Here is a 23570-nt window from a genome sequence, read left to right as displayed (position 1 = left end):
GTTTTAGAACGCTTAACTAACTGGTGAAGAAAGGTGGAGGCATGATGAAAAAGTGGCTTGGAATTTTGCTCAAAACATTGGCAGCAATCCTAATCATCGTTGTAGCTATTGTCGCGATCGTATATACCGTTAATGTGATCAGCAGCAAATCGGAGGAGGGTAAAATACAGGCTTACGGTCAACTCGTTCCGGTAGACGGCAAGGAGATGAATGTGCTTATTCAAGGGGATGGGGAACAAACCATCGTGCTGCTTCCGGGTTATGGAACTGCGTCGCCTGTGCTTGATTTCAAGCCGCTTATCGACGAGTTGTCTCCTTATTATAAAGTAGTCGCAATCGAGCCGTTTGGCTATGGATTAAGCGACTTAACCGATAAGGACCGCACGACCGATACTATCGTTCAAGAAATCCATGAGGCGCTTCAGAGCCTTAACATGGACCGCTATATTTTGATGGGACACTCGATCGCCGGTTTATACGGTATTGATTATGTGAGCAAGTATAGGGATGAAGTCACTGCGTTTATCGGAATCGATACCAGTGTTCCAACTCAGGGAGGCATGGATGTCCAATTCCCGATCGGACAATATAAGCTACTCAAAAAATCAGGTTTTGCCCGACTGGCGATGAAGCTAGGCGCCGATCCTTATGAAGGCTTGCCTTATGATGAGGAGACAAGGAAACAGTTGCGGATGATTCAACTCAAAAACATGTTCAATCCGACCGTCTTGAACGAGATGGAGCATATCTCTTCGAACTTTAAAGGAGCCCAGCATATGAAGTTCCCGGCCGATCTTCCCCTGCTGCTTCTTATCCAAGGGAACAATGAAGACGTAGAGGGATGGATTCCTTTGCACGAGGAGCAAGCGGCTGACGTGGCGAACGGTAAAGTGATCACCTTCGATGCTGATCATTACGTACATCACACAAAATCGAAGGAAATTGTGGAGAACTTCAGACGATTCATGGAGGATATGAAGTAGGTGGCCGCAAAAAAAGCAAATTTACTTTATTTTTTCTCTAACGTCGTATCTTCGCTTTTCAAACGAAAGTAGCATTTATATGCATCAAATGAACAAAGGCTGCTGGGAATCGATCCTACGCAGCCTAATGTATTCAATGTGTTCGTCTCAGTTGAGCCAGTTGCTCGGCGGAAAGTCCAGTCAGTTCCGCGACTGTGGCGATGTCCATTCCTTTTGCCAGCATGTTTTGAGCCACTTCAAATTTCCCTTCCGTTCTGGCACCTTCCAGCATAGAGGCTTCATCGTGAAGAGCTTTTTGTCTCATCTCGTATAAGCGACGAGCTTCCGCATCTTGGCTCAGATATTCCAATGCGGTCATTGCTTTACCCAAAGCTGGTTCGTTCACTTTCAACACCTCCCAGTTTGTATCAAGTAGGTCATGAATCCGAATCAACTCCAATCCTTGTTATTATTATACCATGATTCCAATTCGAGCTGCATAGTGACGCGCCGCAGGGGTTCGATCCCCCTAAGGTCCACCATATGACAAAGACAAACGGCAGAAGTGCCGTTTTTTTTGTTCATTATTTTATATAGCCTTCGCTTCCTAATCTTCGATCGAGATGATGTTGTAATCCTCCAAAACACATGTATAATAATCGATATATAACATATGATATATATCGATCGAACTGTATAATTGGGGTGAAAGTATGGCACCTAAAACGAAATTTTCGAAGGAACAAATCATTGATGCAGCCTTCGAAATTGCGAGAATAGAAGGAATCAATGCTATTACGATTCGGAAAGTTTCGGAAAAGCTGGGCAGCTCCATCGCGCCGATCTATGTGAATTTCAAAGAAGTCGACGAATTGATTCAGGAAGTTGTAAAGAAGACGTTCGCAATCAGTAAGCAATTGCTGAAGGAACAGCATTCAGGAAACCCGTTCCAGGATATTGGTATCGCCAGTATCCGATTTGCGAAGGAGTATGGTGTGCTGTACCGGGATCTCGTCATGAACAAAAACGATTATAAGAACGATCGAGAGCAAGATATGGACATGCTCGTAAGTCTCATGAAGCAAGATGCTCATCTTCAAGGCCTCGCTGACGAGGAGTTGATGGCCATTCTGTTGAAAATGAAAATTTTTCAGACGGGACTTTCGGTTATGGTGGCTAACGGATTGCTGCCCAATGATTTTGATGAAGAGAAAATGATTCACATCTTGAACAGTGCGGCTACGGATATCATCACAGCGGCTCACGCGCGCAAATCAGGAGGCTCTGTATGAAAGAGAAAATCGTAGTCATTACCGGAGCCAATTCGGGTATCGGCAAAGCGGCGGCATTGAAGTTTGCTGCGGAAGGCTATCGCGTCGTCATGGCTTGCCGCAATCTAACGATCAGCAAAGCTGCGCAGCAAGAGATTATTGGCGTAACCGACCGTGCTCAAGTGGATCTGATGGAGCTGGACGTATCTTCTTTCGCCTCCATTCGTTCATTCCGTGCCACTTTTAAAGCCAAGTATCCGTACCTCGACATTCTCATTCATAATGCTGCCTACTTGAATCACGGCGAGAAGGCGTACAAACTCAGCCCGGAGCATATCGAGCTGTCTTTTGCCACGAATGCATTCGGTCCGTATTTGTTAACTCATCTGCTGGCAGATCATCTCGCGAAATCGGAAGATCCTCGTGTGCTCAATGCTTGCACGACCAACATCAAGCATTTCTTCGATCCGAAACGAAACATAGAATTTGACAATCTACGAGGAGAATATCGCGAAACCCGGCCTTACAGCGTCTATAAAATGTACGGAGACTCGAAAATGGCGTTTTTAATGCTGACCTTCAAAATGGCAGAGCAGTTCAAAAGCCAGGGGATTAAAGTGAACGCCTTGCAAATTAACCGGGTCAAGCTGTCGAAAGAGACGATTCAGAAGATGAGTCCAATGTTCAGAATGCTGGCGAAGCTCCAAAACTTCACCAATCCTCTGCCAACGGGCATGGCGGACAACTATTATCAGCTCTGCACGTCGCAGGATTACAAGCATGCGACAGGTCTGCTTTTTAATCATAAACGAGAAGTTGTTCAGCCATCGATAAGCGAGAAGGGCTTCGCGCAATTGAAAAATATTTTCGGATCCCGAAACTATCCTCAATATGCGATTGATCCTATTCAAGTAGCGAAATTGTGGGATTTGTGCACGGAGCTGACTGCAGAGGACTAGATGTTGTGTGAAAGGTCTTGCCCCCTTAACGAACGAGCAGAAAGCACTCGAATACCGTCGAAAGAAAGAAGGAATTGCAACATAGGAAATTGAATGTTATACAAGTAAACCTATAGAGTATCCGATATTACAGGATGAGAAACTGCCGTTATCTACGGGGGCCTGACACGATGGACAGTAAGAAGACGATTATCGCGAAAAATTGGTTTTTTGCCCTATCCATCCTATTGCTCATTGGTGGCGTTGCTGTAATATGGATGCTGGTAACTCCTGCAACTTACGCGCCTGTATCCGGCAATGAGATTGTATTGCATGAGAATGAAGGCATTTATTTCGTAAACGATCAGATGGATGTTTTTGTCGATGAGAACGGTCGATTGACGCTTGCCGATATTCAAGCTCCCAGTGTGGCTAAACAATTTCAACCTGCTTCAGGGAAATCCGCATTCGGATTGACTGCTGGAACGTATTGGATAAGGACGACAGTTATTAATCAATCTCCCATCGATCGATGGGTCATTCGCGTGAACAATTCGGTCATTGAACAGTTTGACATGTACTTCCATAACGAAAACTCCGCGGATACCGGACAGCCCAATATTCTGGAGAAAGTCGACGAGCACTTCACTTCGTTTTACATCCATCTCCCTGTAGGCGTTCCCGAGACCATTTATATGAGAACCGTAATTAATGGCTCTATGATTATTCCGATCGAATTGATGGATAATCGTACTTTCCTGGGCAAACTCAAGAACGAGTATATCTTTTTCGGCATTTATTATGGATTTGTATTGATGATGGCCGCCTATATGCTATCCATGTTCATTTTCAACCGAATATCGGCCTATCTGTTTTATTCGTTATACATCTTATGCTTCAGTATTTCTCAGCTCGTATGGAACGGGTTATTGAAAGAGTTTCTTGGCACGGAAAGTAAATTGCTGGCCTTTTTGCTTCGTATATTTAGCAATTACGAGGGCATCGATTATTTCTTCTTCATCTCCTGTCTTTGGTTCGGGCTTTTGTTTCTGGGCCAAATCCTACAATTGCACATCTATGCTCCCCGCATGCTTATTATTTACCGATTGCTGAATGTTTCGTCTCCGCTCGTATTGATTGCTTCGCTGTTTCATTGGCCGGGATATGCGACCATCGCTATATTGTATGAATCGATGTTTGCCATATTGCTCACGGTCAGCACCTATTGGACGGTGTATCGCGGGAATGTGGCGGCTCGTTATGTGGTTATGGCTACCATTCCTTTTCTGGGGATGGCTCTTCCCACGATACTGAACACGTACAGCTTGATGCAGGAAAATTTCCTGACCCATTACGGCTTTCAGGTAGGTTCGATAGCCGAATATATCATGTTCTCGATTGCACTGTCCTATCAATTAAGGCAGACTCAATTGGATAAAGAAAAAGCGCTGCAGCAAATTACGATGAATGAACGGATGCAGCAAACGCGCAACGATCTATTGCAAAACATCTCGCACGATATTCGATCGCCGCTTACGGTTGTGCAGGGCGGAATCAGGGTGTTGATCCAAGGCATAGAGATTGAACCGGAAGCGAAAGCAAGATTTCTGAAAACGTTGTATGATAAAGTTTTGTATATCAATACATTTATCGACGATTTATTTGATATAAGCAATCTGGAGCGATCTCGCGATACGGAAGCACTGGAAAAGGTTTCTTTCGCGGACTGGATTTCAAGCGAATTTGATACGTTAGCTTCAACGATTCAAATGGCCGGCTTGCAATGTCAAGTTTCGGTTTCCGTTGACCCGCGTGCCGTGGTCGCGATGCATTCCCATGAAGTAAGCCGTGTGCTGGCCAACCTTGTGCATAATGCAGGCAAATTCTCCTCTAAAGGCGGCATGGTCCGTCTGCATGCCTGGTCGGAAAACGAAGAAGTACTCGTAAGCGTGGAGGATGAAGGAGAAGGCATCGCTCCGGAGCATCTTGAGGTTATTTTTAACCGGACGGTCAAAGTGGCCCCCAATTCTTCGAGTGGAAACGGATTGGGACTTTCGATCGCGAAGGTGATCATTGAATTCCATAAAGGATCGATTTGGGCGGAAAGCCAGCCCGGGACAGGCAGTCGGTTTTACTTCAAGCTGCCGGCGGATACGAAAACGGCTGCGTCCTTAACCTGAAACGGGGTCGAATTTATATCAAATAAGTATAACGAGCACCGTAGACGCGGAAAAAGCAAGGCTTACCGCCTCGGGGAGCCGGCGGTCAACTTTAAGTGGTTCACCGAAAAGTTCAACGTGGTGTAACGACCCGCATGATCGTAAGAGATTCGTGGGCAACTAGCAGCCTTCAAGGACTGTTTTTTTGCGAAAATGTTGGCCAGCTTAATAAGTTTGTCATATAATTCATACAAGCAAACGCTGGTTTCGATGCGGTCGGGGCATATTGTACGATTTTTCGCACAAAGTATGTTTGGACAGCACCCGAATATCAAGCAAGCGGCAAGCGCCGCCATCGTCAACGGTTATTCGGACGGCTCGTTCAAGCCGAACCGAACCGTAACGCGCGCGGAATTTGCGGTTATACTGATGAATGCGTCGAAGCAGCAGGGGAATGGGGCGGAACTGAAGTTTACCGACAACGGCAAGATCGCTTCCTTGGCGCAGAAAGCGGTGGCGCAAGCAGTCGAGGTGCACGTCATCAGCGGCTATGACGACGGCACCTTCCGTCCGGATGCCGAAATCACCCGTTCGGAGATGGCTGTGATGGTCGCTCGGGCTCTGGGCCAATCTGCCGCTGCGACTGCAGAATCGGGCTTCGCGGACGACGAGGACATTCCTTCTTGGGCGAGAGGCGCGACGGAGGATCTAAAGAAGCTCGGCATCATGGAAGGCAAAGGAGCGAACCAATTTGCTCCGGGCGATAAAACGACTAGAGCCGAGGCGGTAACCGTATTGCTGAAAATGTTGGCGTACAAGGGCAAGTAAAGTTTTAGTGTAGTATGGCCGCTTCGACGATTCGATTCATAAACTAGGTTAAGCTAAATAATCCCCCTTCTCGAGCAATTGAATTTTGTTCGAAAAGGGGGTGTTTTGTTATTTCAGGGTTCGGTCCATCACTTCAGAATAAACAATTCCTCGACGGGAAGACCAAAAACTCTTGCCATCTTAATGGCTAACACGGTACTCGGTATGAACTTGCCGTTTTCAATCGTGTTGACCGTTTTTCTGGTGACCCCAATCAATTCCGCCAACTGTTCTTGTGTCAGATTCATTTTGGCTCGTTGCACCTTTATCGTATTTTCTAGAACATCTTCACTCATCTTCGAGAACCTCATCTTTGTCAATGATTAGGTAACTTACCAGGGGAGAAATGACACCAACAACGAGCAACAGGTGTAAAACAAGCCGGATATTTAATGCAACATACAAGCTGAGAACGAATAAAATCCCAACTAACCCCAAAACAACCCAGAATCCGACCGTAAAGCTCTTAAGTCGAATCATTTGAAAATACTCATTATTTAAGGAGATGGCCAGCGAGCGCTTCTTTTGCGACAGAAACGATAACCGAACAATTTTAATGAGGTAATACGCCCAGACAATCGCACCAATAACGGAAATAATGGTTATGAAGCCTGTGATGAATGTATCAAAATGAAGATGTTGAATCAAATATGGCAGTTGCCATATTGCAAAACCGATCAGACTTCTTTTAATGAATGTTGTCCTGTTCTTTTCCAACTGTGTTACTTCGGATGCCAAAGCGATCTCCTCCTTAATATTGTAACCTTTAATACACATAATATAACCTTTAGGTTACAATTGCAATGTATTTTTGCTTTTACATTTCTTTATACAGAACTCTAAGGAGATTTCAAGCAGTGCCGAATGAAATAGGGTGTTTCATAACTTCTAAAATGAGGGACATTGGGGGGGCGAGGAGCGATGGGCAATCTTTTGCAGGTTAGAGTAACGGGGATATTGCTAGAGGATGGAAAAATGCTATTGGTCAAACAGAACGTAACGTCTGACCGAGAGTAGAGGCAATCGACTCCATGGAGAAATTATTGCCCCTCTTTGTTTTGGGTACTTCCGGCAGGATGAATCCAGCCGTTGTAAGATTGGACTTTCGCGTTCAAGAGTCGTCTGGGGAGCGGTCAGTCGATTGTCCAAGCCACCTGTTATGTGGAATGCTTTTCCGCTTCATCTGAGGAAGCATCACGGCTTAAATAAACACTGCACCGAGCGTTCCGTGTTTGCCACTGTCGACTCTTTCTCGACAGCCTGACGGAGCCGGGAGGCTCCGTTATTGCATGTCCGAAGCGACGTCGATCCGCTTCTCCCGCCGGTACTCGCCCGGCGTGACGCCGGTCAGCCTGCGAAACATCCGCGTGAACGAATTCGCGTTCTGGTAACCGACCTGAAGAGCAACCTCATGGATTTTGCAATCGGTCGATTCCAAAATTTCCTTCGCCTTCATGATCCGGATATCGTCGAGGAAGTCACCGAACGTTTTGCCTGTTTTATTTTTGATGTATTTGCACATGTATCCGGACGACAGATTCAGCTTCTCGGCAACGGCATCCGGGCCTATGTCATCCCCGTAATGCTGCTCCATATAAGCCAGCGCGAAATCGATAATCGAGTCTTTTTCCATTCTCTTATCGTTCATGAGAGTTGCCGCGTAACGGATCAAGCTTCTGAAGAAGTCGTCATACTGCTCCTCCGAAACAAATTCCTTAATCTGTTCGTAGGGCGACAGTTCTTCCTGCAAAGCTCCCGCGTTAATATTTTGCAGCACTAGCGCCAACAACGTTTTGGAAACGACCTCGCCTGCAAGCTGCCGGTACTGCTCCGCCGTGCCGTTCGCGCGGAGCCTGTTCATCATCCGGCCGATCATCGTCATAATGTCCGCCTCGTTGGCTGCCGCCAAATGGGCAGTAAACTCTTTCTCCTCAGACGGCGTCAGATGAAAGTCCTGCTGGGGGCCGGCGAAGTCCGAGACGATCTGCGTCTCGCCGTTCAGCCGGCGGCGGCGGATCATTTCCCGTCCCTCGTCATAAGCGGCCGTAAAGCCGCTCGGGCTGTACGGCGCCGGATTGAAGGCGATCGTGACATAATAATATTCGCTGTCCGTGTCAAACACCCGCTTCATCCTGTCCAGCACGCCGCGCAATGTTTCCGAAGCACCCGGCTCGGCAAATACGATCGAGAAGATCAAATCTTTCTCCGACTGTACCGTCTCCGATTGCGGGAACGATTGTTGAATGTTCAGTTGAATAAATTCGAGAATATGGGACTGTTTCTGCTCCTCGGAAATCAGCTCATGGAAGCGACGTGTGAAATGAAGATGGAACATGACGAAAAAATAAGGTCTTGACGTATCGATCAAGCTTTGCACGTCGCGGCTTCCGATCGGGATGCTTTTGACTTTGTTCCAGTAGCCGTATTTTTTGAGCAGCGTGTTCTTATTTTGCAAATCCTTATGAATGCTGCGGTTCGAGGCGATGATCGTCCGCAAATTATCTACGATGGCGTTGAATTCGTTGATTTTGCTGCCCAGTTGAATATTCGGATTCATTTTGTGCATAGACTCGACGATCTTTTGGATCGGGCTCTTGAAGCGGATGCTGAGCAGCACGGAAATAATGAGACTGAGCGCCAGCGATACCGCCAGCAGCAAGATGAGAATGGCGCTGAGCCGCGAAATTTTGGCGGCGATGTTCTGGTTCGGGACCACATTAACGTACGTAAACCCGGTTTTCTCTCCTTTTGTATAAAAGTAATAGTTATTATTTTTCATATAATAGTTGCCGGATGCCGCGAGCGACTGCGGAGTTACGGTCTGACCTTGGGCATTCGAGCTGTAATACAACGTTCCGTCGGCGTCGGCAATATAGAAAAGATCGGAAACCGACAAATGGTATTTCTCATAAAGGGCCTCGGCGTCAAGCAGAGCGGCGATATAGTAGTTCTTTTGCAGCTTGCTTTTGACGATGACGGGAAACAGCTTGCCGGCAGGCTCGATAGAGCCGTGTAACGTTTGTCTTGTAAAGTCCGCGGCAGGATAAATGCGCATATAAAAATCTTCATCAAATTGCTTCGCCCAAAAGGCGGCGTCGTATTTGGCGCTGATGTACTGCTTGGCGAACATATCGTCTTCCTTCATTAATCCGCTTTTGTCAACAAGAAACGAATGGCGGCCGTTATACAGAAACAGGTTGTCCAAACCGAGATTTTTATAATTCATGACCAGCGTCGTAAATTCGACGGCCAAGTCGTTCATCGCGAAGAAGTTTGTTTTATCCCGGCTGAGAGCGGTTACATTTGTGTTGTTATAGAAGTTCATCGCAATCTCTTCCATTAATTGAAAATGATCTTCGTATTTGGACACGGTGTTGCTCATATTCGACTTGTTGTACAGGACAACTTCCTCATGAATGCTGACGGTAAAAAATTTGAAGGACAGCACATTGAAAATAAAGGAAATGACAATGATTATGATAAATCCGAGAAGCAGCTTGACAAATAAGGAGTTTCGTTTAACTTGCAGACTGTTGATCACCTCCGTACCCCCCTGTATCTATTTTTCTCTGTTTTAATAATAGGCGATATTGCCGCGCGTGGGGAACCTGCAATTTTGAATTATTTATTCATTCCCGGTCATGAACCGGCTAAAAGGCGTAAAACGGAATAAGTAGGCGGAAACGGAAGCTTTTCAGCGATGATTATGACGGTTACGCTACATTTGCAAGCGGTTGCGACCGGTCGGCTTGCCGGAAATGATAACAGGCGGGGGGAGATGATCGCGGAAATGCAGGGTTTACGGTCGGAAAATACGCAAAATCAACAAGAAATAACGGAGTCATTACGGATGGAAAACCAGTTGTACCGTCAAACGATACGCCGCGGGCTGTTTGACTTTCACGCGGGAGAAGCTGTTCCGGAGGTGCGGTTGAACGTAGCGGAGTATTTCGCCGCCGCTGCCGAAGCGGGTATGCAGACCATTACTTTCATGACCAAGGATGCATTCGGAAACAGCTACTTCGACACGCAGATCGGTCATAAAAATGCGAAGCTGAACGGCGATCTGCTCTCCGAAGCTATAACCGAAGCCAAAAAGCATAACATCGCCATCATTGCCTATTATAATGTCGGGCTTAACAGCCATGTCGCCGCCGCCAACCCGGATTACCGGCAGCGGGCCGCCGATCAGACGCCGATTCAGGAAGCGTTCGGCTTCTACGATTTGCTCTGCATGAACTCGCCTTATCGGGATTACGTGTATGGTCAATTGTACGAAATCGCGGAACGCTACGAGGTGGCCGGATTTTTCTTCGACATCACGTATGTGTGGGACAACTGCTGCCACTGCGAATATTGCCGCGCGGCGTACCGCAACCGATTCGGCTATGATGCCCCGACGGCGCCGGTCCCAGGGACGAAGGAAATGGCTCAGTGGCAATCGTTCCAGCGCGACATTCGCTACCGGTTTCTGCGCGATGCGGCGAACGGGCTGAAGGCGATCCGTCCGGACTTCCTGATCGGCTGGAATCATGCCGGCGACCCTCGGTTCGGGCAAGTGGAGGCGGACCGGTATGCGGATTACTTCACCTCGGAGTTTCATCCGCCGCACTACATGTACGGCAGCCTGCTCGCGCGCTGGAAACGGTCGTTCGGCAAGCCGTTCGAGCTGATGATGCCAAGCGAGATGGGGAGCTGGGGGGAATGGACGGTCGCGCCGCCGGAAACGCTGCGCACGACAGCGGCGATCGCCGTGGCGAACGGAGGCTCGATCAGCTTCGGCCACGTCGCGTATCCCTCCGGTGCCTTGAAGGGCAGCGTGCCGCAGCCGGTCATGGAGGCGGTCAAGCATGCCAATGACTGGGTTCAGTCGCTGGAGCCGTGGCTGCTGGAGGCGGTCAGCGAGCCTAACGTCGCCGTGCTGTTCAGCATCGGCAACAAGCGCATGCTGGAAGCGTCGGCGCTGCCGCGCAGTCTGGACGAAGCGACATTGCAAGGCGTACACCGGCTCTTGTCGGAAGGGCATATCCACTTCGATTTCCTTGACGAAGACGGGCTCGCGGCGAATATCGGCCGGTATGAAATGGTGATACTGCCGGATCAAGCGTATGTGAGCGAAGAGCTGCAGGCGATCATACGCGACTATGTGCGAAGCGGCGGCAAGCTGCTGGCAAGCGGACGCACCTCCTTGTATCAAGCAAACGGAGAGCGTAGCGAAAACTTTGGACTGAGCGATGTGTTTGGCGCCGATTTCCTTGACATGTGGCTGTATGGGGTTTCGTATCTGTATCCGCTTGATGCCCGGCTTGCGGGCAACGTACCTAATATGCCGCTGCTGCTGAAAACCCCGGCGCTGCCTGCGCTAAAGGTGTCGCCGACAACCGGGACGAAGCTGGCTGGGCTGATGGAGCCGGCCGTTGAGACGAAGGTTCATCGTCATGTGTACCACCAACACGCCCATCCGGCAGCCGAGACGCCTCATCCGTCCGTTGTGGTGAACGCGTTCGGTCAAGGAAGTTGCCTGTACATCCCGCTGCCGCTGGAGGCGGGGTATTGGAGCAGCGGCTCGCCGTGGCTGCGCAATGTATACCTGAATGGCCTGCGGGTATTGAATCCCGATCCGGGAATCGTCGTTCGCGCGCCGCTCTCCGTGGAAATGAACGTGATGCGGCAGCCCGGCGAATCGCGTGTGATCGTTCATCTGGTCAATGTGCGCGAAGAAACGGCGGCAGGCTCGAAGGTGTTCATCGAGGAGGTGCATCCGGTCGGAGAAGTCGAAATTTCGCTGCGTCTCGATGCCGGCAGCGTCCGGTTAATCCCGGAAGGAACCGAGCTTGCGATTTGCAAGTCTTCCGACCGCATCTCATTCGTCGTGCCTCCGTTCGGTTTGCATACGGCCGTCGCGATTGAGATAATCGAACCATCAGCGTAACAAGCTTCCTGGCCGTCGCGTTCGGCTTTGTCGGCGACCGGGGGAACAGATCTCATGCAACTAAATAGAAAAAAAGGGGGTGTCCGGTGTAAGCAACGGCGAGCGTTGAGCATTCCGGCGCCCTGTTTTTTTCTGCTTGCCCAAAAAACGCTTGAGAGGATGAAAGACATGCACTTGTGCAGGAAGTCCTGGTTATCGTTATTGCTCTCCTTCTGTTTAACATTTCAACTGATTGCCGCTTTTCAGGCACGGACAGCGGCGGCCTCGAGCGGCAATCTTGTCGCGAATCCCGGCTTCGAGGAAGTGACGGGAGTTGTTCCCGCGCAGTGGAAAGTCATCGGCAACGCCTGGGGGGAAGCATTCAAGGCGGCCCCGGAAGCGGCGCATACGGGGAATTACGGCGTCTCCATTCAAACGAGCACAGGGAATAATCCGTGGGTGGCGATTCCTGTTCCGGTAGAGGAAGGGGCTACATACAACATCACGACTTGGTTCAAAGCAATCGGAGTTAACGGAAATGTAGGCTATAAATTTGAATTTTACAAAGGAATCGACAGCACGGTCGAGAACTGGGTAACCGGTTATAGCTACCAAGCGGCGCGAACCGCTAACGACGGACAGTGGCATGAGCTGGAATACAACATTCAGGTGCCGCCGGAATCGGCCTATATGTATGTGTACTTGCGGTTGTACGGAACGGGAACCGTTTACTTCGACGATTTGGCGGCTGTCAAGACAAAAGACAAGCCGCAGATTATCATCGAACCGTCTCAGCGGTATTTTTATCCCGATGTGACGAATGGAAGCGCTTTAATCAAGCTTGAACCTTCGGACGGCAGTATGGCGGGCAAAACGGTTGATGTTCGGTTCGTTGAGCAGGCTTCCGGCCATTCGGTCTTTGAGCAGAACGGCATTGCCGCCGAAGCAACTTTGAACGTTGCCTTCCCGACGTCAGGGATGGCGCTTGAGCAGCCCTACCAACTACAGGTGGAGCTGAAAGATGAGGCGGGGCAACGGATCGAGCTGGAAACCTGTGCGATATACCGTTGGGAGCGTCCGACTTCCCTCCCACAGAACGGTCCGGTACTTGTCGACGGGCAGCCCTTCTTCCCGGTCATCGCTTACCATGCTTACCCGGAGGATTATCCCTACTTGAAGGAGATCGGTGTCAATACGATTCAAGGCACAAATAACGGAAGTGAGACATCCTTGCAGTCGATGCTGGATACCGCTCAGGCTAGCGGGCTGAAGGTGCTCGTTCCGCTTTATCTTGATATGAAGGTTAAGGAAAACTTCGAGCTGACCCGGCAAGTTGTAACGAAATTCAAAAGCCATCCCGCTGTGCTCGCTTATATGATTATGGACGAACCGAGCGGAAACGGTATTCCGCAGTCTGAATTGCTGGATGCCTACAAGCTGATTCGCTCGATCGATCCCGTTCATCCGACATATATGGTCGAGGTCGATTCGCATTATTATCGTTCGACGGGTCAGGCGACGGACATTCTCGTTACGGACGTTTACCCGTATAACCAGGACTACAACCAGCCGATCTCGGCGGTCGGAGACGGGGTGCGTAAAGCGGCTGCGGACGTGGACGGCACGAAACCGGTTTGGACGGTGCTGCAAACGTTCAAACATGCCGGAACCATATGGAACTATTTGCCGACAATCGATCAACTTCGCAATATGGCTTATCAGGCGTTCCTCGCAGGCAGCAAGGGTCTCGGGTATTATTCAATCAACGACCCGGGCTGGAAGCTGCGGGATTCTGCGCTGTGGCCGGGTTTGGTGAATTTCAAGGACGAGATCGCCTTGATGGGGGATCTCGTCTCCGCAGGCAACAAGGCGGCGGAGCATATCGGCAGTGACGTCCAATGGGCGATCTATGCCAAAGGGCAGGAGCAATACGCCGTAGCCATCAACCTGACCAAGCAAGCGCAGACAGCCGTGCTTCCGCTTGCGCAGGCAGGCAGTCAGGTGGAGCTGCTGTACGGCGCCCCGCCGCAGAAGTCAAGCAGTTGGGCGCATGAGCTTAGCGTCAACCTCGGGCCGGAGCAATCGGTTGTATACCGGATCACGCCTTTAACGGCAGGGATCGATCGGGCGGTCGGAGAGCTTCAAGGCGCAACCGGCCTCATTGCAAACCATCAGTGGTTGAAGAAAACGGAGAAGCTGATCCAAAAGCTGCTGAAGGTGAAGCAGGAGTTGACGGCGGCGTCTGTGGATGCAGGGAAAGCCATGAGCAAGTCGGAGAAAGCGCTGGACGGTGCCGGTAAGCTGAAAAATTGGGTTAGCGGAAAATCCGATCTTGTTTTGGAAGGCAAAAGAGAGCAGTTGAACGCTTTGCTGGACGATGTGACCGCAAGCATTATGCCGATCTTGCAATCGATGGCGCTCCTGGATTTGCAAGCTGCGGTATCGTCGCTTGTGCAGGGCGATGAATGGGCATTAAGCGCAGAAATCCGGAATGTCGGCGACAAGGCGATCCAAAATGCGCGATTGCGCATCGAACTGCCGGAAGCGATGGGAATTCCGCCGATCGAGACGCAGTTCGGTAAAATCAAGAGTGGGGAAAGCGCCGCCCACAGCGTAAATCCGGTTATTCCGGCAACGCTGCCGCCAGGCGATTATGTGGCAAAAGCTACGCTTTCCTTCGAATACAAAGGCTCAGACATTCAAGTCGCGGCAAAAAGGGCATTTACGGTGTTGCCGCTTCTTGCCGCCAAGCTGACCCCGGGGAGCATGGATGTCACAGAGGCGGGAACGTACCCGTTCTCCGTCGAGCTGACGAACGGCTCTGACGAGCCGATTACCGTTGAACTGGAGCGGACGGCTGCGGATGGCGTGACGGTCGATCTCCCTGGGGCCGCGACGTTGACCGGGCATGAGACGAAGACGGTTCAGGGAGCTGTCACAATCCCCGCAGAGGCTGCGCGCGGCAATTATGCCGTAACCGTCGAAACCCGGGTTTACGGCGTCAGCTACGGGGTACTGCCGTTTACACTGTCGGTTGATACGAACCCTGTATACAACGGCGGCTTCGAGAAGGTTACCGCCGGCGGGGCAAGAAAGGACGGCTGGTACATGCGTGCGGGCGTATGGGATAATACCGTGGCTCACAGCGGCCAATCATCCGCCAAGCTGATTCCTGACGCAAGCAATGCGTTTAACGTACTGAATACGGATTCGAGCAAAGAATTCCCGCTTGCTGCCGGAACCACGTATAAGCTAACCGGCTGGGTGAAGACAGAAGCGACGGCAGGCTCGGTCGCGCTCGGCGTTCGCCAAATCGACGCAGGGGGCGCATCGGTGACCTATACATGGGCGGAAGCGGCAAAAACCGGCGATTGGACGAAGGTCGAGGTCGTCTTCACGGCTCTGACTAATACGAAGCGCGGAGCGGTGTACTTCAAGCTCGATCAGGCTGCGAACGGCGCAGCGTGGGTGGACGATCTGGAATTGAACGAAGTCATGACCGTTCTTGACGCACAGTTGACGCCGAGCGTTATGGATATTAGGCAGGCCGGAGCGTATTCGTTTGCTGTCGAGCTGACGAACGGCACGAATCATCCGATAACGGTCGATTTGCCACGCATGACGCCGAACGGAATCACCATGACGCTTGACGACTCCGTCGCTCTGGCGGCACGGGAGAAGAGGACGGTACAGGGCTCGGTCTACGTTCCTGCTTCGGTAACCAAAGACACATATGGCGTAACCATCGAAGCGAAGGTTGGGGACGTCAGTTATGCCACGTTGCCGCTTCAGGTGAACGTCGATACGAATCTCGTATACAACAGCAGCTTCGAGAAAATAACGGTCGGCTGGGCGAGACCGGACGGCTGGTCGATGCGGGCCGCCGTGTGGGATCAGACGGTCGCGCGCACGGGGCAATATTCGGCGAAGCTCATTCCCGACGCGAACGACACGTTCAATGTGCTCAATACGGACACGCCGAAGGCGATCGCCGTAACGTCGGGTCATCGCTACGTCTTGTCGGGCTGGGTCAAGAACAGCGCGACGGCCGGCTCCGTGGCGCTTGGCGTCAGACAGGTTGATGCAAGCGGCGGAAGCACTTCCTATTTGTGGACAGAAGGAGCCCGAACGGGCGACTGGACGAAGGTTGAGGTTGCGTTCACTGCGTTGCCGCAAACGAAAACGGTCTGGATTTACTTCAAGATCGATCAGGCCGCGAACGGCGCGGCGTGGGTCGACGATCTTGAGCTGAACGAAGTTCCGCTGTAAAGAGGGACCTATCCGTGATGCAGACGAGGTCGGGTATGCTGGCATCTCGCGAGCTGCCCGGCCTCGCTTACCTACACGGCGCCGATTAACACCGTCATCGATGCAGCTTTATTTCAAAGCGGATCAAGCCGTGAACGGAAACGCTTGGCTGGATGACGTTTACATGAAGCAACCCGATTGATGCCAGACCGATTTTTGCCGTACAAGCAATTTCCAATTTTTTATTCCATGAAGGATGTTATCCGGCATATAGGCGTTTAACGGAATAAGTCAACCTAAACAGAAGCTTTTCAGCCGTGGCTGTTGCGGTTACTCTACAAATGCAAGCGGTTCCGATAGCAGCTTGCGGTCACATGGACAGCATTTAGAAGGGGATGTTTGAAATGAAAAAGGCTGGACTCACAACCGTAACACTTATGTCCGCGCTTTCAATCGCCATTGCGGGATGCAGCGGAGGAAAGGAGCAAACGCCGCAGCCATCGGCCAAACCCGAGGCAAGCGCCAAACCGCAGGACAGCGGTACGGCAAACGGTATGAAGGACGGCAAATACGACCCGCCGATCACCTTGACGACCGTACGGGCACAAGCGCCGACCGTCAAATTTGCCGAAGGCGATTCACTCGAGAATAACGCCTGGACCCGCGCCTACAAGAAGGAATACGGCATCAAGCTGAAGACGCTATGGGCGGTCGATCCGACCCAATTGGAGCAAAAAATGAATTTGACGATCGCATCGGGGGAAATTCCGGATTTCTTCCAGGTGACTCCAACCCAGTTCAAGCAGCTTGCCGAAGCCGGCTTGATCGCCGACTTGACGGATGTTTACAACAAGAATGCCAGCGACAGCATCAAAAAGCTGCTGACAGAGGACGGGGACACGGCGCTAAAATCGGCTACGATTAACGGCAAGCTGATGGCGATTCCATACACGGCGGCGGCCAAAGAACGTTCGCAAATGGTGTTCGTCCGCACCGACTGGCTGAAAAAGCTCAATTTGCCGGAGCCGAAGACGTTCAACGATTTGCTCGCGATCAGCGAGGCTTTTGTAACGAAGGACCCTGACGGCAACGGCAAAAACGATACGTTCGGGCTCGCTATCGATAAAGAGTTTGGGCTGTTGACCGGCTTTTTTAACAGCTTCCACGCCTATTGGGGGATTTACGTCAAAGGGGCGGACGGAAGCTTGGCGTACAGCACCACGCAGCCGGAGATGAAGAAGGCGTTCAAGCAGCTTCAGGATATGTTTAAAGCGGGACAAATCGATCCCGAGTTCGGGGCGAAAAATTTATCGAAGGTATACGAATCGATCGCGAGCGGCAAAGTCGGCATGTTCTATAACACGCCGTATGCCGGTCTGTCGCCGCTGCAAGCCGCGAAGGATAAAGACCCGACGATGGAGTGGAAGGCGTTTCCGATCCTGTCGGTGGACGACAAGCCGGCCAAATCGCAGGTAGGGGTCGGCGTAAGCAACTATTGGGTGGTCAAGAAAGGGGTTCAGCATCCGGAAGCGGTGTTCAAGCTGCTTGAATTTTGGCTAAAATCGTTCTACGAAAATACGTCGAACGATATTTACCAGCAGTACAATACGTCGGCGGACGGCAACCAGGTTTGGCTGCTTAACGCGATGGCCGCTTACAAATCGTACAAAAACATCGACGAGAGCTTGCGTATTATCGGGGCGCTGGAGACGAAGGATCTGTCGAAGCTGACGCCGGAGGATAAGGGTGTGTACGACCGCATTTTGAAATTCCAGGCGGGCGATCTCAGCAACTGGGGATGGAATTTGATGTTCAACAAAGGCGGTACGATGTCGGTGGCCGACCATTACCGCAAAAACAATTTATACCTTGTCAACGAGTTCATTACGTCGCCGCTGCCTTCGATGCTGGAGAAGAAGCCTGTGCTCGACAAGCTGGAATTCGAGGCGCTGACTAAAATCATTTTGGGCTCATCGCCGGTCGACGAATTCGACAAATACGTGGAGCAGTGGAAAAAACAAGGCGGCGACGAAGTCGTTAAGGAGGTTAACGAATGGTACAAAACGGCCAAGTAAGCGGGCCGGGACATGGGGGAGAGGGTACGCTTCCTCTCCCTCCTTCTCCACGATACGGGAGGAGGCTTCGCAAGAAGCTGGCAAACTGGCCGCTTCATCTGATGATTTTGCCCGGCTTGCTGCTCGTTATTCTGTTTCATTACGGTCCGATGTTCGGCATTGTTATCGCTTTCCAGAAGTATATCCCGGCCAAAGGATTTCTCGGCTCGGAGTGGGTTGGGTTGAAAAATTTCCGTTATGTGCTGAGCTTGCCGGACACGTTCGAGGTGCTGCGCAATACGGTCTTTATCGCGCTGATGAAAATCGCGGCCGGACTGGTCGTGCCGATCGGGATCGCGCTGCTGCTCAATGAAGTGGCGTCCACATTTATCAAGCGCGGCGTGCAGACGCTAATCTACTTGCCGCATTTTTTGTCCTGGACCATTCTCGGCGGCGTGCTGCTTGACCTGCTTTCGCCCTCTGTCGGTATCGTGAATGCGATTTTGGGCGTGGTTGGCATCAAACCGATTTATTTTCTCGGCAGCAACGACTGGTTTCCTTATGTGCTTGTCGTCACGAACGAATGGAAGGAGTTCGGCTTCAGCACGATCATTTATTTGGCCGCGCTGACGAGCATCAGTCCGTCGCTCTATGAGGCGGCGCTTGTCGACGGGGCGGGCAGGCTGCGTCAAACCTGGCATATTACGCTGCCGGGCATGCGGCCGATCATCGTGCTGATGGCGACGCTTAGCCTTGGCAACGTGCTGAACGCCGGCTTTGATCAAGTATTCAATTTGTACAATCCGCAGGTGTATGAGAGCGGCGACATTATCGACACGTACGTGTACCGGATGGGGCTGATCAGCGCCCAATATAGCACAGCGACGGCGATCGGCTTGCTGAAATCGCTCGTTTCGTTCGTGATGATCTCGTCCGCCTATTTTCTGGCGCATCGCTTTGCCAATTACCGGATTTTTTGAAAGGGGAGGATGAAATGCGGGCAACCGGCTGGAGAATCGGCTTCAATCTGTTCAACTACACCTTTCTCTGTCTGCTGGCCGTGCTATGCTTGCTGCCGCTCGTTCATGTTCTTGCCGTATCGTTTAGCGCGAATCATGCGGCGTCCGCAGGGACCGTCAAGCTATGGCCGGTAGACTTCACTACGACGTCCTATTCCTATGTGCTCGGCAAGCAGGAATTTGTCCGTTCCTTGCTCGTATCCGTGAAGCGGGTCATTCTCGGCACGATCGTTAATATGCTGATGACCGTTTTGCTGGCTTATCCGTTGTCTAAAGAATCGGCAAAGTTCAAATCGCGAACATGGTACGTCTGGATGCTCGTCATCACGATTTTGTTCAGCGGCGGACTCATTCCGTATTACATGGTCATTAAGTCAGTTGGCTTGCTGGATTCGCTTTGGGCGCTCGTCCTTCCTGGCGCTGTGCCGGTGTTCAACGTCATCCTGCTGCTCAATTTTTTCCGCGGGCTGCCGAAGGAACTGGAGGAAGCGGCGTTTATCGACGGGGCGGGGCATTTCAGGACGCTGGCCAAAATCATTTTGCCGCTATCGACCCCGTCGCTGGCGACGATTTTGCTGCTGACGATGGTCGCTCATTGGAATAGCTGGTTTGACGGCCTTATTCTGATGAACTCGCCTGAGCATTATCCGCTGCAAAGTTATTTGCAAACGATCATTATCCAGAAAGATTTCTCGGAGTTGACCGATCTGAACGAGGAAGCGCTACGGAACATTTCGGACAGAACGGTGAAGGCGGCGCAAATTTTTATGGGCGCATTGCCGATCCTAATCGTTTATCCGTTCCTGCAAAAATATTTCATGAAGGGCATCGTGCTCGGAAGCGTGAAGGAATAAATACGCGTCAATTTTCGGAGGGAGTTTACGTATGAGATTCAGACAAATTCATCTTGATTTCCATAACGATAAAAATGTAATGATCGGCACGCAGTTTTCCAAAAAACAGTTTCAAGATATGCTGCGGCTGGGGAATGTCGATTCAATTACGATTTTCGCCAAATGCTTTCATGGATGGGCTTATTACGATACGCAGAAATTCGCCAAGCACCCGGGCTTGTCGTTGGACCTGCTTGCCGAAATGATTGAAGCGGCCCATGAGATCGGCGTCAAAACGCCGGTATATCTCAACGTCGGGCTGGATGAGCAGCTTGCAAGGCGGCGTCCGGAGTGGCTGCGCCGCGACGAGAACGACCGAATCACCTGCGAGGCCGGGTTCCGCGAGCCGGGGCTGCATGTTTTTTGCTTCCATTCGCCGTATCTGGAATATATAACGCAGCACATCGAGGAGGTCGCTACCGGTTATGACGCGGACGGTATTTTCCTCGACATCGTTTATCCGAAAACATGCTACTGCCACTACTGCCGGTCGACGCTGCTGGCGGAAGGGAAAGACCCGTACGACAAGCAGGCGGCCGAGGAAATGGCGGAGCGGGTTTACGCTCGCTACACCGCCCAGATCAACGAGCGCGTGCGGGCGATCAAGCCGGATATGCCTGTATACCATAATAGCGGCATTCGCTTCGGACGCCGCGACATGGCCGCGATGAACAGCCATCTGGAGGTGGAATGCCTGCCCTCCGGCGGCTGGGGTTACGATTTTTTTCCGATGTCGGCCAGATATTTGCAGCAAATTGAGAAAAAGATCGTCGGCATGACTGGACGTTTCCATAAAAACTGGGGAGATTTCGGCAACTACAAACATCCGAACGCACTCCGCTTCGAAGCGGCGCTTTCGCTGGCGCATGGCACGCTCTGTTCGGTCGGAGATCATCTGCATCCCGACGGCCTCATGGACCCGATCGTCTATCGGTCGGTCGGCGAAGCTTACCGGGAGGTTGAAGCGAAGGAGCCGTGGTGTACGGATGCCCGCAACGTCGCCGATGTCGCCATCCTCGCCGTCGAGTCGCTTGGCCCTGCGGAGGAGAGGAAAGGGCGGTCGGACATCGGCGCGTACCGGATTTTGCAGGAGGGGAACATCCTGTTCGATTTCCTCGACACGGATTCGGATTTCACCGCCTACAAGGTCGTCATCCTGCCGGATAGGGTACGAATCACGCCGAAACTCGCCGCCAAGCTTGACGCGTACTTCAAGAGCGGCGGGAAGGTGCTCGCTACCGGCGAATCGGGGTTGAACGAAGCCGGCGATGCGTTCGCTTTGGACCTCGGCGCAGCGTGGACCGGCACGAATCCGTTCCAGCCGGCCTATTTCCGGCCGCATTTTGCAACACCGAGCTTGGGGGAAGGTTCGTTCGTCTTCTATGCGCTGGGGCAGAAGGTGGAGCTGGCCGCGGGCGGCGTCGAGTTGGGCATACGGGAAGATTCTTATTTCAACCGCACTGCGAGCGCCTATTACTACACGCACACGCCAAATTGCCGCAACAACGCGGGGCCGGGTATGATTCAAAGCGCAAACGGCATTTATTATGCTTGGAACGCGTTTTATGATTATGGCGAGAACGCCAGCTTGTTCATCAAGGAAACGATCCTGCATGCGCTGGACTTGCTGCTCGGCCCCGGCCGAACGCTTAAGACAAGCTTGCCCGCGCAGGGGACGGTTACGCTGCAGCATCAGCCGCATGAAGCGCGTTATGTGAACCATCTGTTGTATGCATGCCCGGTCAAACGCGGAAGGAATATGGAAATTATCGAGGATATGACGCCGATCTATAAGGTTGATGTTTCGCTGAATGTGCCGGAGCCTGTGAAGCGGGTCTATTTGGCGCCACAAATGGAGGAACTGGCGTTCACGCAAGAGGGGGCGGCGATCCGTTACCGGGTTCCGGTTGTCGAATGCCACCAGATGGTCGTCATTGACTATGACCGGACAGTTTGAAAAAAACTCTCGAGATGGAATTGTTGTGAATAGGGGATTTGGAAAGACTTCGGAGCGATGCAAGCTTAGTTTACAATAAATGTTTCACATAACAGATGCTTATAATTCAACGGTAAAGCGCACGCATTCCAAAGGGATGACGGGGCCGTATATCCTTTGTGACGTTGTACTACTATATAAATCGACTGCTCGCTAGGTTAGCCGTTAACCATTGAAGGCGGATAACCTGGTGAGCGTTTTTAGGTTTGGGGTTGAAAATCGCAGATCGGCTTTGACAATCGCGGGTGTATCCACACTCGCCAGTTATGTTCAACACACAACGTGTATGCGGTTTTTCTGTGTAAATCTCCTGCACTGATCTGTCGGGAGACAAGAACATGTATGCTTAAGAATCCGCGTAGGTCGCGGTTTTTGTGTTTTAAGGATATAGGTTCTTGTCCTTGGCTCAGGACAAGAACCTATATCCTTTGCCGTATTGGGACAAGAACATATATTGATTACCGTATGCTTAGATTTCTTACATTTCTCCTGTTCTCTTCACTAATCGTACGTTTTGCTTATCTACAGTTCGTCGAGGGTCCGAGTCTCTAGGAACGGCACACAAGCATGTTCCGGAGGAATATGTGATTCTGAATTATAGCGGTCATGCTTATGTGCCGATCCGGTATCTGACGGAGCAATTTGGCGGGAAGGTGTCGTATGACGAGCGGGAGGGAGCGATCTCGGTCAGGTCGGCGCCATTACCTGCTCTGCCCGATCCGTACACTTACGAGATGGCAGAACGCAACGGCCATCTGATGAAACGGCGCCCGGACAAGAAGAAGATCGAAGCTTTCGTGCGAAGCGTGCATGAGGATACGGAAGACTGGATCCGTCTGACGTCGCATACGATTGAGGGTGATCCGCTTATTGTATCGTTCGCGGGATCGGTTCGGCAGCATGGCGATCACGGCAGTAAGCTGCAAACGGCTCGATGATGCAAAGGCCGGGGTTGGTGTCTTCACCTACGATAAGGCTCGTGTTTTTTACGTTGTTCTGACCCCAGCTCAGCACGAACATATATCCTTTACCGTATTTGGACAAGAACATAAATCCATAACCGAATTGAGTGGAAATTATTGCACTACGTGGCGCTGTTTGATCGACGCTATGATGGTTGAAGATGATGCGGGCAAGCTTGCGGCGATGCTCGAAGCGAAGCGGGAATTGCTTTACGAACAGCTGGCCGATTCCAGTCAACGATGATTGCGGTCTGGCGCAACAAAAAGCCTCCTTCTGCGTTTAAACGGTA

Annotated in this window: 17 protein-coding genes; 13 read left to right on the top strand and 4 right to left on the bottom strand. The window is 51.2% G+C overall.

Annotated features, from left to right (window positions below):
- Positions 1-41 precede the first annotated feature (41 nt).
- A complete protein-coding gene (locus tag ABD796_RS04080) occupies positions 42-983 on the top strand; it encodes an alpha/beta fold hydrolase (protein WP_344903218.1) in 942 nt (313 codons plus the stop codon).
- 133 nt (positions 984-1116) lie between these two features.
- On the opposite strand, the gene ABD796_RS04075 is transcribed toward ABD796_RS04080, so the two are convergent.
- Complete coding sequence (locus tag ABD796_RS04075) at positions 1117-1368, bottom strand: hypothetical protein (RefSeq protein ID WP_344903216.1); 252 nt, start codon at positions 1366-1368, stop codon at positions 1117-1119.
- Positions 1369-1675: 307 nt separating this feature from the next.
- On the opposite strand from ABD796_RS04075, the gene ABD796_RS04070 reads away from it, so the two are divergent.
- The 4 genes from ABD796_RS04070 to ABD796_RS04055 all read left to right on the top strand — a co-directional run bounded on the left by ABD796_RS04070 (position 1676) and on the right by ABD796_RS04055 (position 6158).
- A complete protein-coding gene (locus ABD796_RS04070) occupies positions 1676-2254 on the top strand; it encodes a TetR/AcrR family transcriptional regulator (RefSeq protein ID WP_344903213.1) in 579 nt (192 codons plus the stop codon).
- Positions 2251-3192 (top strand): SDR family NAD(P)-dependent oxidoreductase, encoded by a 942-nt coding sequence (locus ABD796_RS04065; RefSeq protein ID WP_344903210.1) that lies wholly within the window; start codon positions 2251-2253, stop codon positions 3190-3192. Before ABD796_RS04070 ends, ABD796_RS04065 begins: the two co-directional genes overlap by 4 nt.
- Before the next feature lie 170 nt (positions 3193-3362).
- Positions 3363-5351 carry a 7TM diverse intracellular signaling domain-containing protein gene (locus tag ABD796_RS04060; protein ID WP_344903207.1) on the top strand — a complete coding sequence of 663 codons (1989 nt, stop codon included), beginning with the start codon at positions 3363-3365 and terminating at the stop codon, positions 5349-5351.
- 288 nt (positions 5352-5639) lie between these two features.
- Positions 5640-6158 (top strand): S-layer homology domain-containing protein, encoded by a 519-nt coding sequence (locus tag ABD796_RS04055; protein ID WP_344903204.1) that lies wholly within the window; start codon positions 5640-5642, stop codon positions 6156-6158.
- A 128-nt stretch (positions 6159-6286) separates the two neighbouring features.
- On the opposite strand, the gene ABD796_RS04050 is transcribed toward ABD796_RS04055, so the two are convergent.
- The 3 genes from ABD796_RS04050 to ABD796_RS04040 form a co-directional block, all read right to left on the bottom strand.
- Entirely contained in the window at positions 6287-6493 is a 207-nt protein-coding gene (locus ABD796_RS04050) for a helix-turn-helix transcriptional regulator (protein WP_160043326.1), read from the bottom strand.
- Complete coding sequence (locus tag ABD796_RS04045; RefSeq protein ID WP_344903197.1) at positions 6486-6935, bottom strand: hypothetical protein; 450 nt, start codon at positions 6933-6935, stop codon at positions 6486-6488. The genes ABD796_RS04050 and ABD796_RS04045 overlap by 8 nt, the downstream gene beginning before the upstream one ends.
- Positions 6936-7479: 544 nt before the next feature.
- On the bottom strand, positions 7480-9738 hold the full coding sequence (locus ABD796_RS04040) for an AraC family transcriptional regulator (protein ID WP_344903194.1): 2259 nt from the start codon (positions 9736-9738) through the stop codon (positions 7480-7482).
- A 309-nt stretch (positions 9739-10047) separates the two neighbouring features.
- Between ABD796_RS04040 and ABD796_RS04035 the strand changes: the two genes are divergently transcribed.
- The 8 genes from ABD796_RS04035 (at position 10048) to ABD796_RS04000 (ending at position 23524) form a co-directional block, all read left to right on the top strand.
- Positions 10048-12129 carry a beta-galactosidase trimerization domain-containing protein gene (locus ABD796_RS04035; protein ID WP_344903191.1) on the top strand — a complete coding sequence of 694 codons (2082 nt, stop codon included), beginning with the start codon at positions 10048-10050 and terminating at the stop codon, positions 12127-12129.
- 168 nt (positions 12130-12297) lie between these two features.
- Entirely contained in the window at positions 12298-16377 is a 4080-nt protein-coding gene (locus tag ABD796_RS04030; RefSeq protein ID WP_344903188.1) for a carbohydrate binding domain-containing protein, read from the top strand.
- 383 nt (positions 16378-16760) lie between these two features.
- Positions 16761-18431, top strand: coding sequence for an extracellular solute-binding protein (locus ABD796_RS04025; protein WP_344903185.1), 1671 nt, complete (start codon positions 16761-16763; stop codon positions 18429-18431).
- 101 nt (positions 18432-18532) lie between these two features.
- Positions 18533-19390, top strand: coding sequence for an ABC transporter permease (locus ABD796_RS04020; RefSeq protein WP_344904213.1), 858 nt, complete (start codon positions 18533-18535; stop codon positions 19388-19390).
- Positions 19391-19404: 14 nt separating this feature from the next.
- Positions 19405-20283: a carbohydrate ABC transporter permease gene (locus ABD796_RS04015; protein ID WP_344903182.1), complete on the top strand. Its 879-nt coding sequence runs from the start codon at positions 19405-19407 to the stop codon at positions 20281-20283.
- 31 nt (positions 20284-20314) lie between these two features.
- The gene (locus tag ABD796_RS04010; RefSeq protein WP_344903179.1) at positions 20315-22279 is read left to right on the top strand and encodes a family 10 glycosylhydrolase; all 1965 of its coding nucleotides are present in this window, start codon (positions 20315-20317) and stop codon (positions 22277-22279) included.
- 623 nt (positions 22280-22902) lie between these two features.
- A complete protein-coding gene (locus ABD796_RS04005) occupies positions 22903-23256 on the top strand; it encodes a hypothetical protein (RefSeq protein ID WP_344903176.1) in 354 nt (117 codons plus the stop codon).
- Positions 23219-23524 (top strand): hypothetical protein, encoded by a 306-nt coding sequence (locus ABD796_RS04000; protein WP_344903172.1) that lies wholly within the window; start codon positions 23219-23221, stop codon positions 23522-23524. The genes ABD796_RS04005 and ABD796_RS04000 overlap by 38 nt, the downstream gene beginning before the upstream one ends.
- The last annotated feature ends 46 nt before the right edge of the window (positions 23525-23570 follow it).

Source organism: Paenibacillus hodogayensis (genome assembly GCF_039536325.1).
Lineage (GTDB): Bacteria > Bacillota > Bacilli > Paenibacillales > NBRC-103111 > Paenibacillus_AB > Paenibacillus_AB hodogayensis.
Note: the sequence above shows the minus strand (reverse complement) of the source record. Positions and strands in the feature narration are given on the sequence as shown.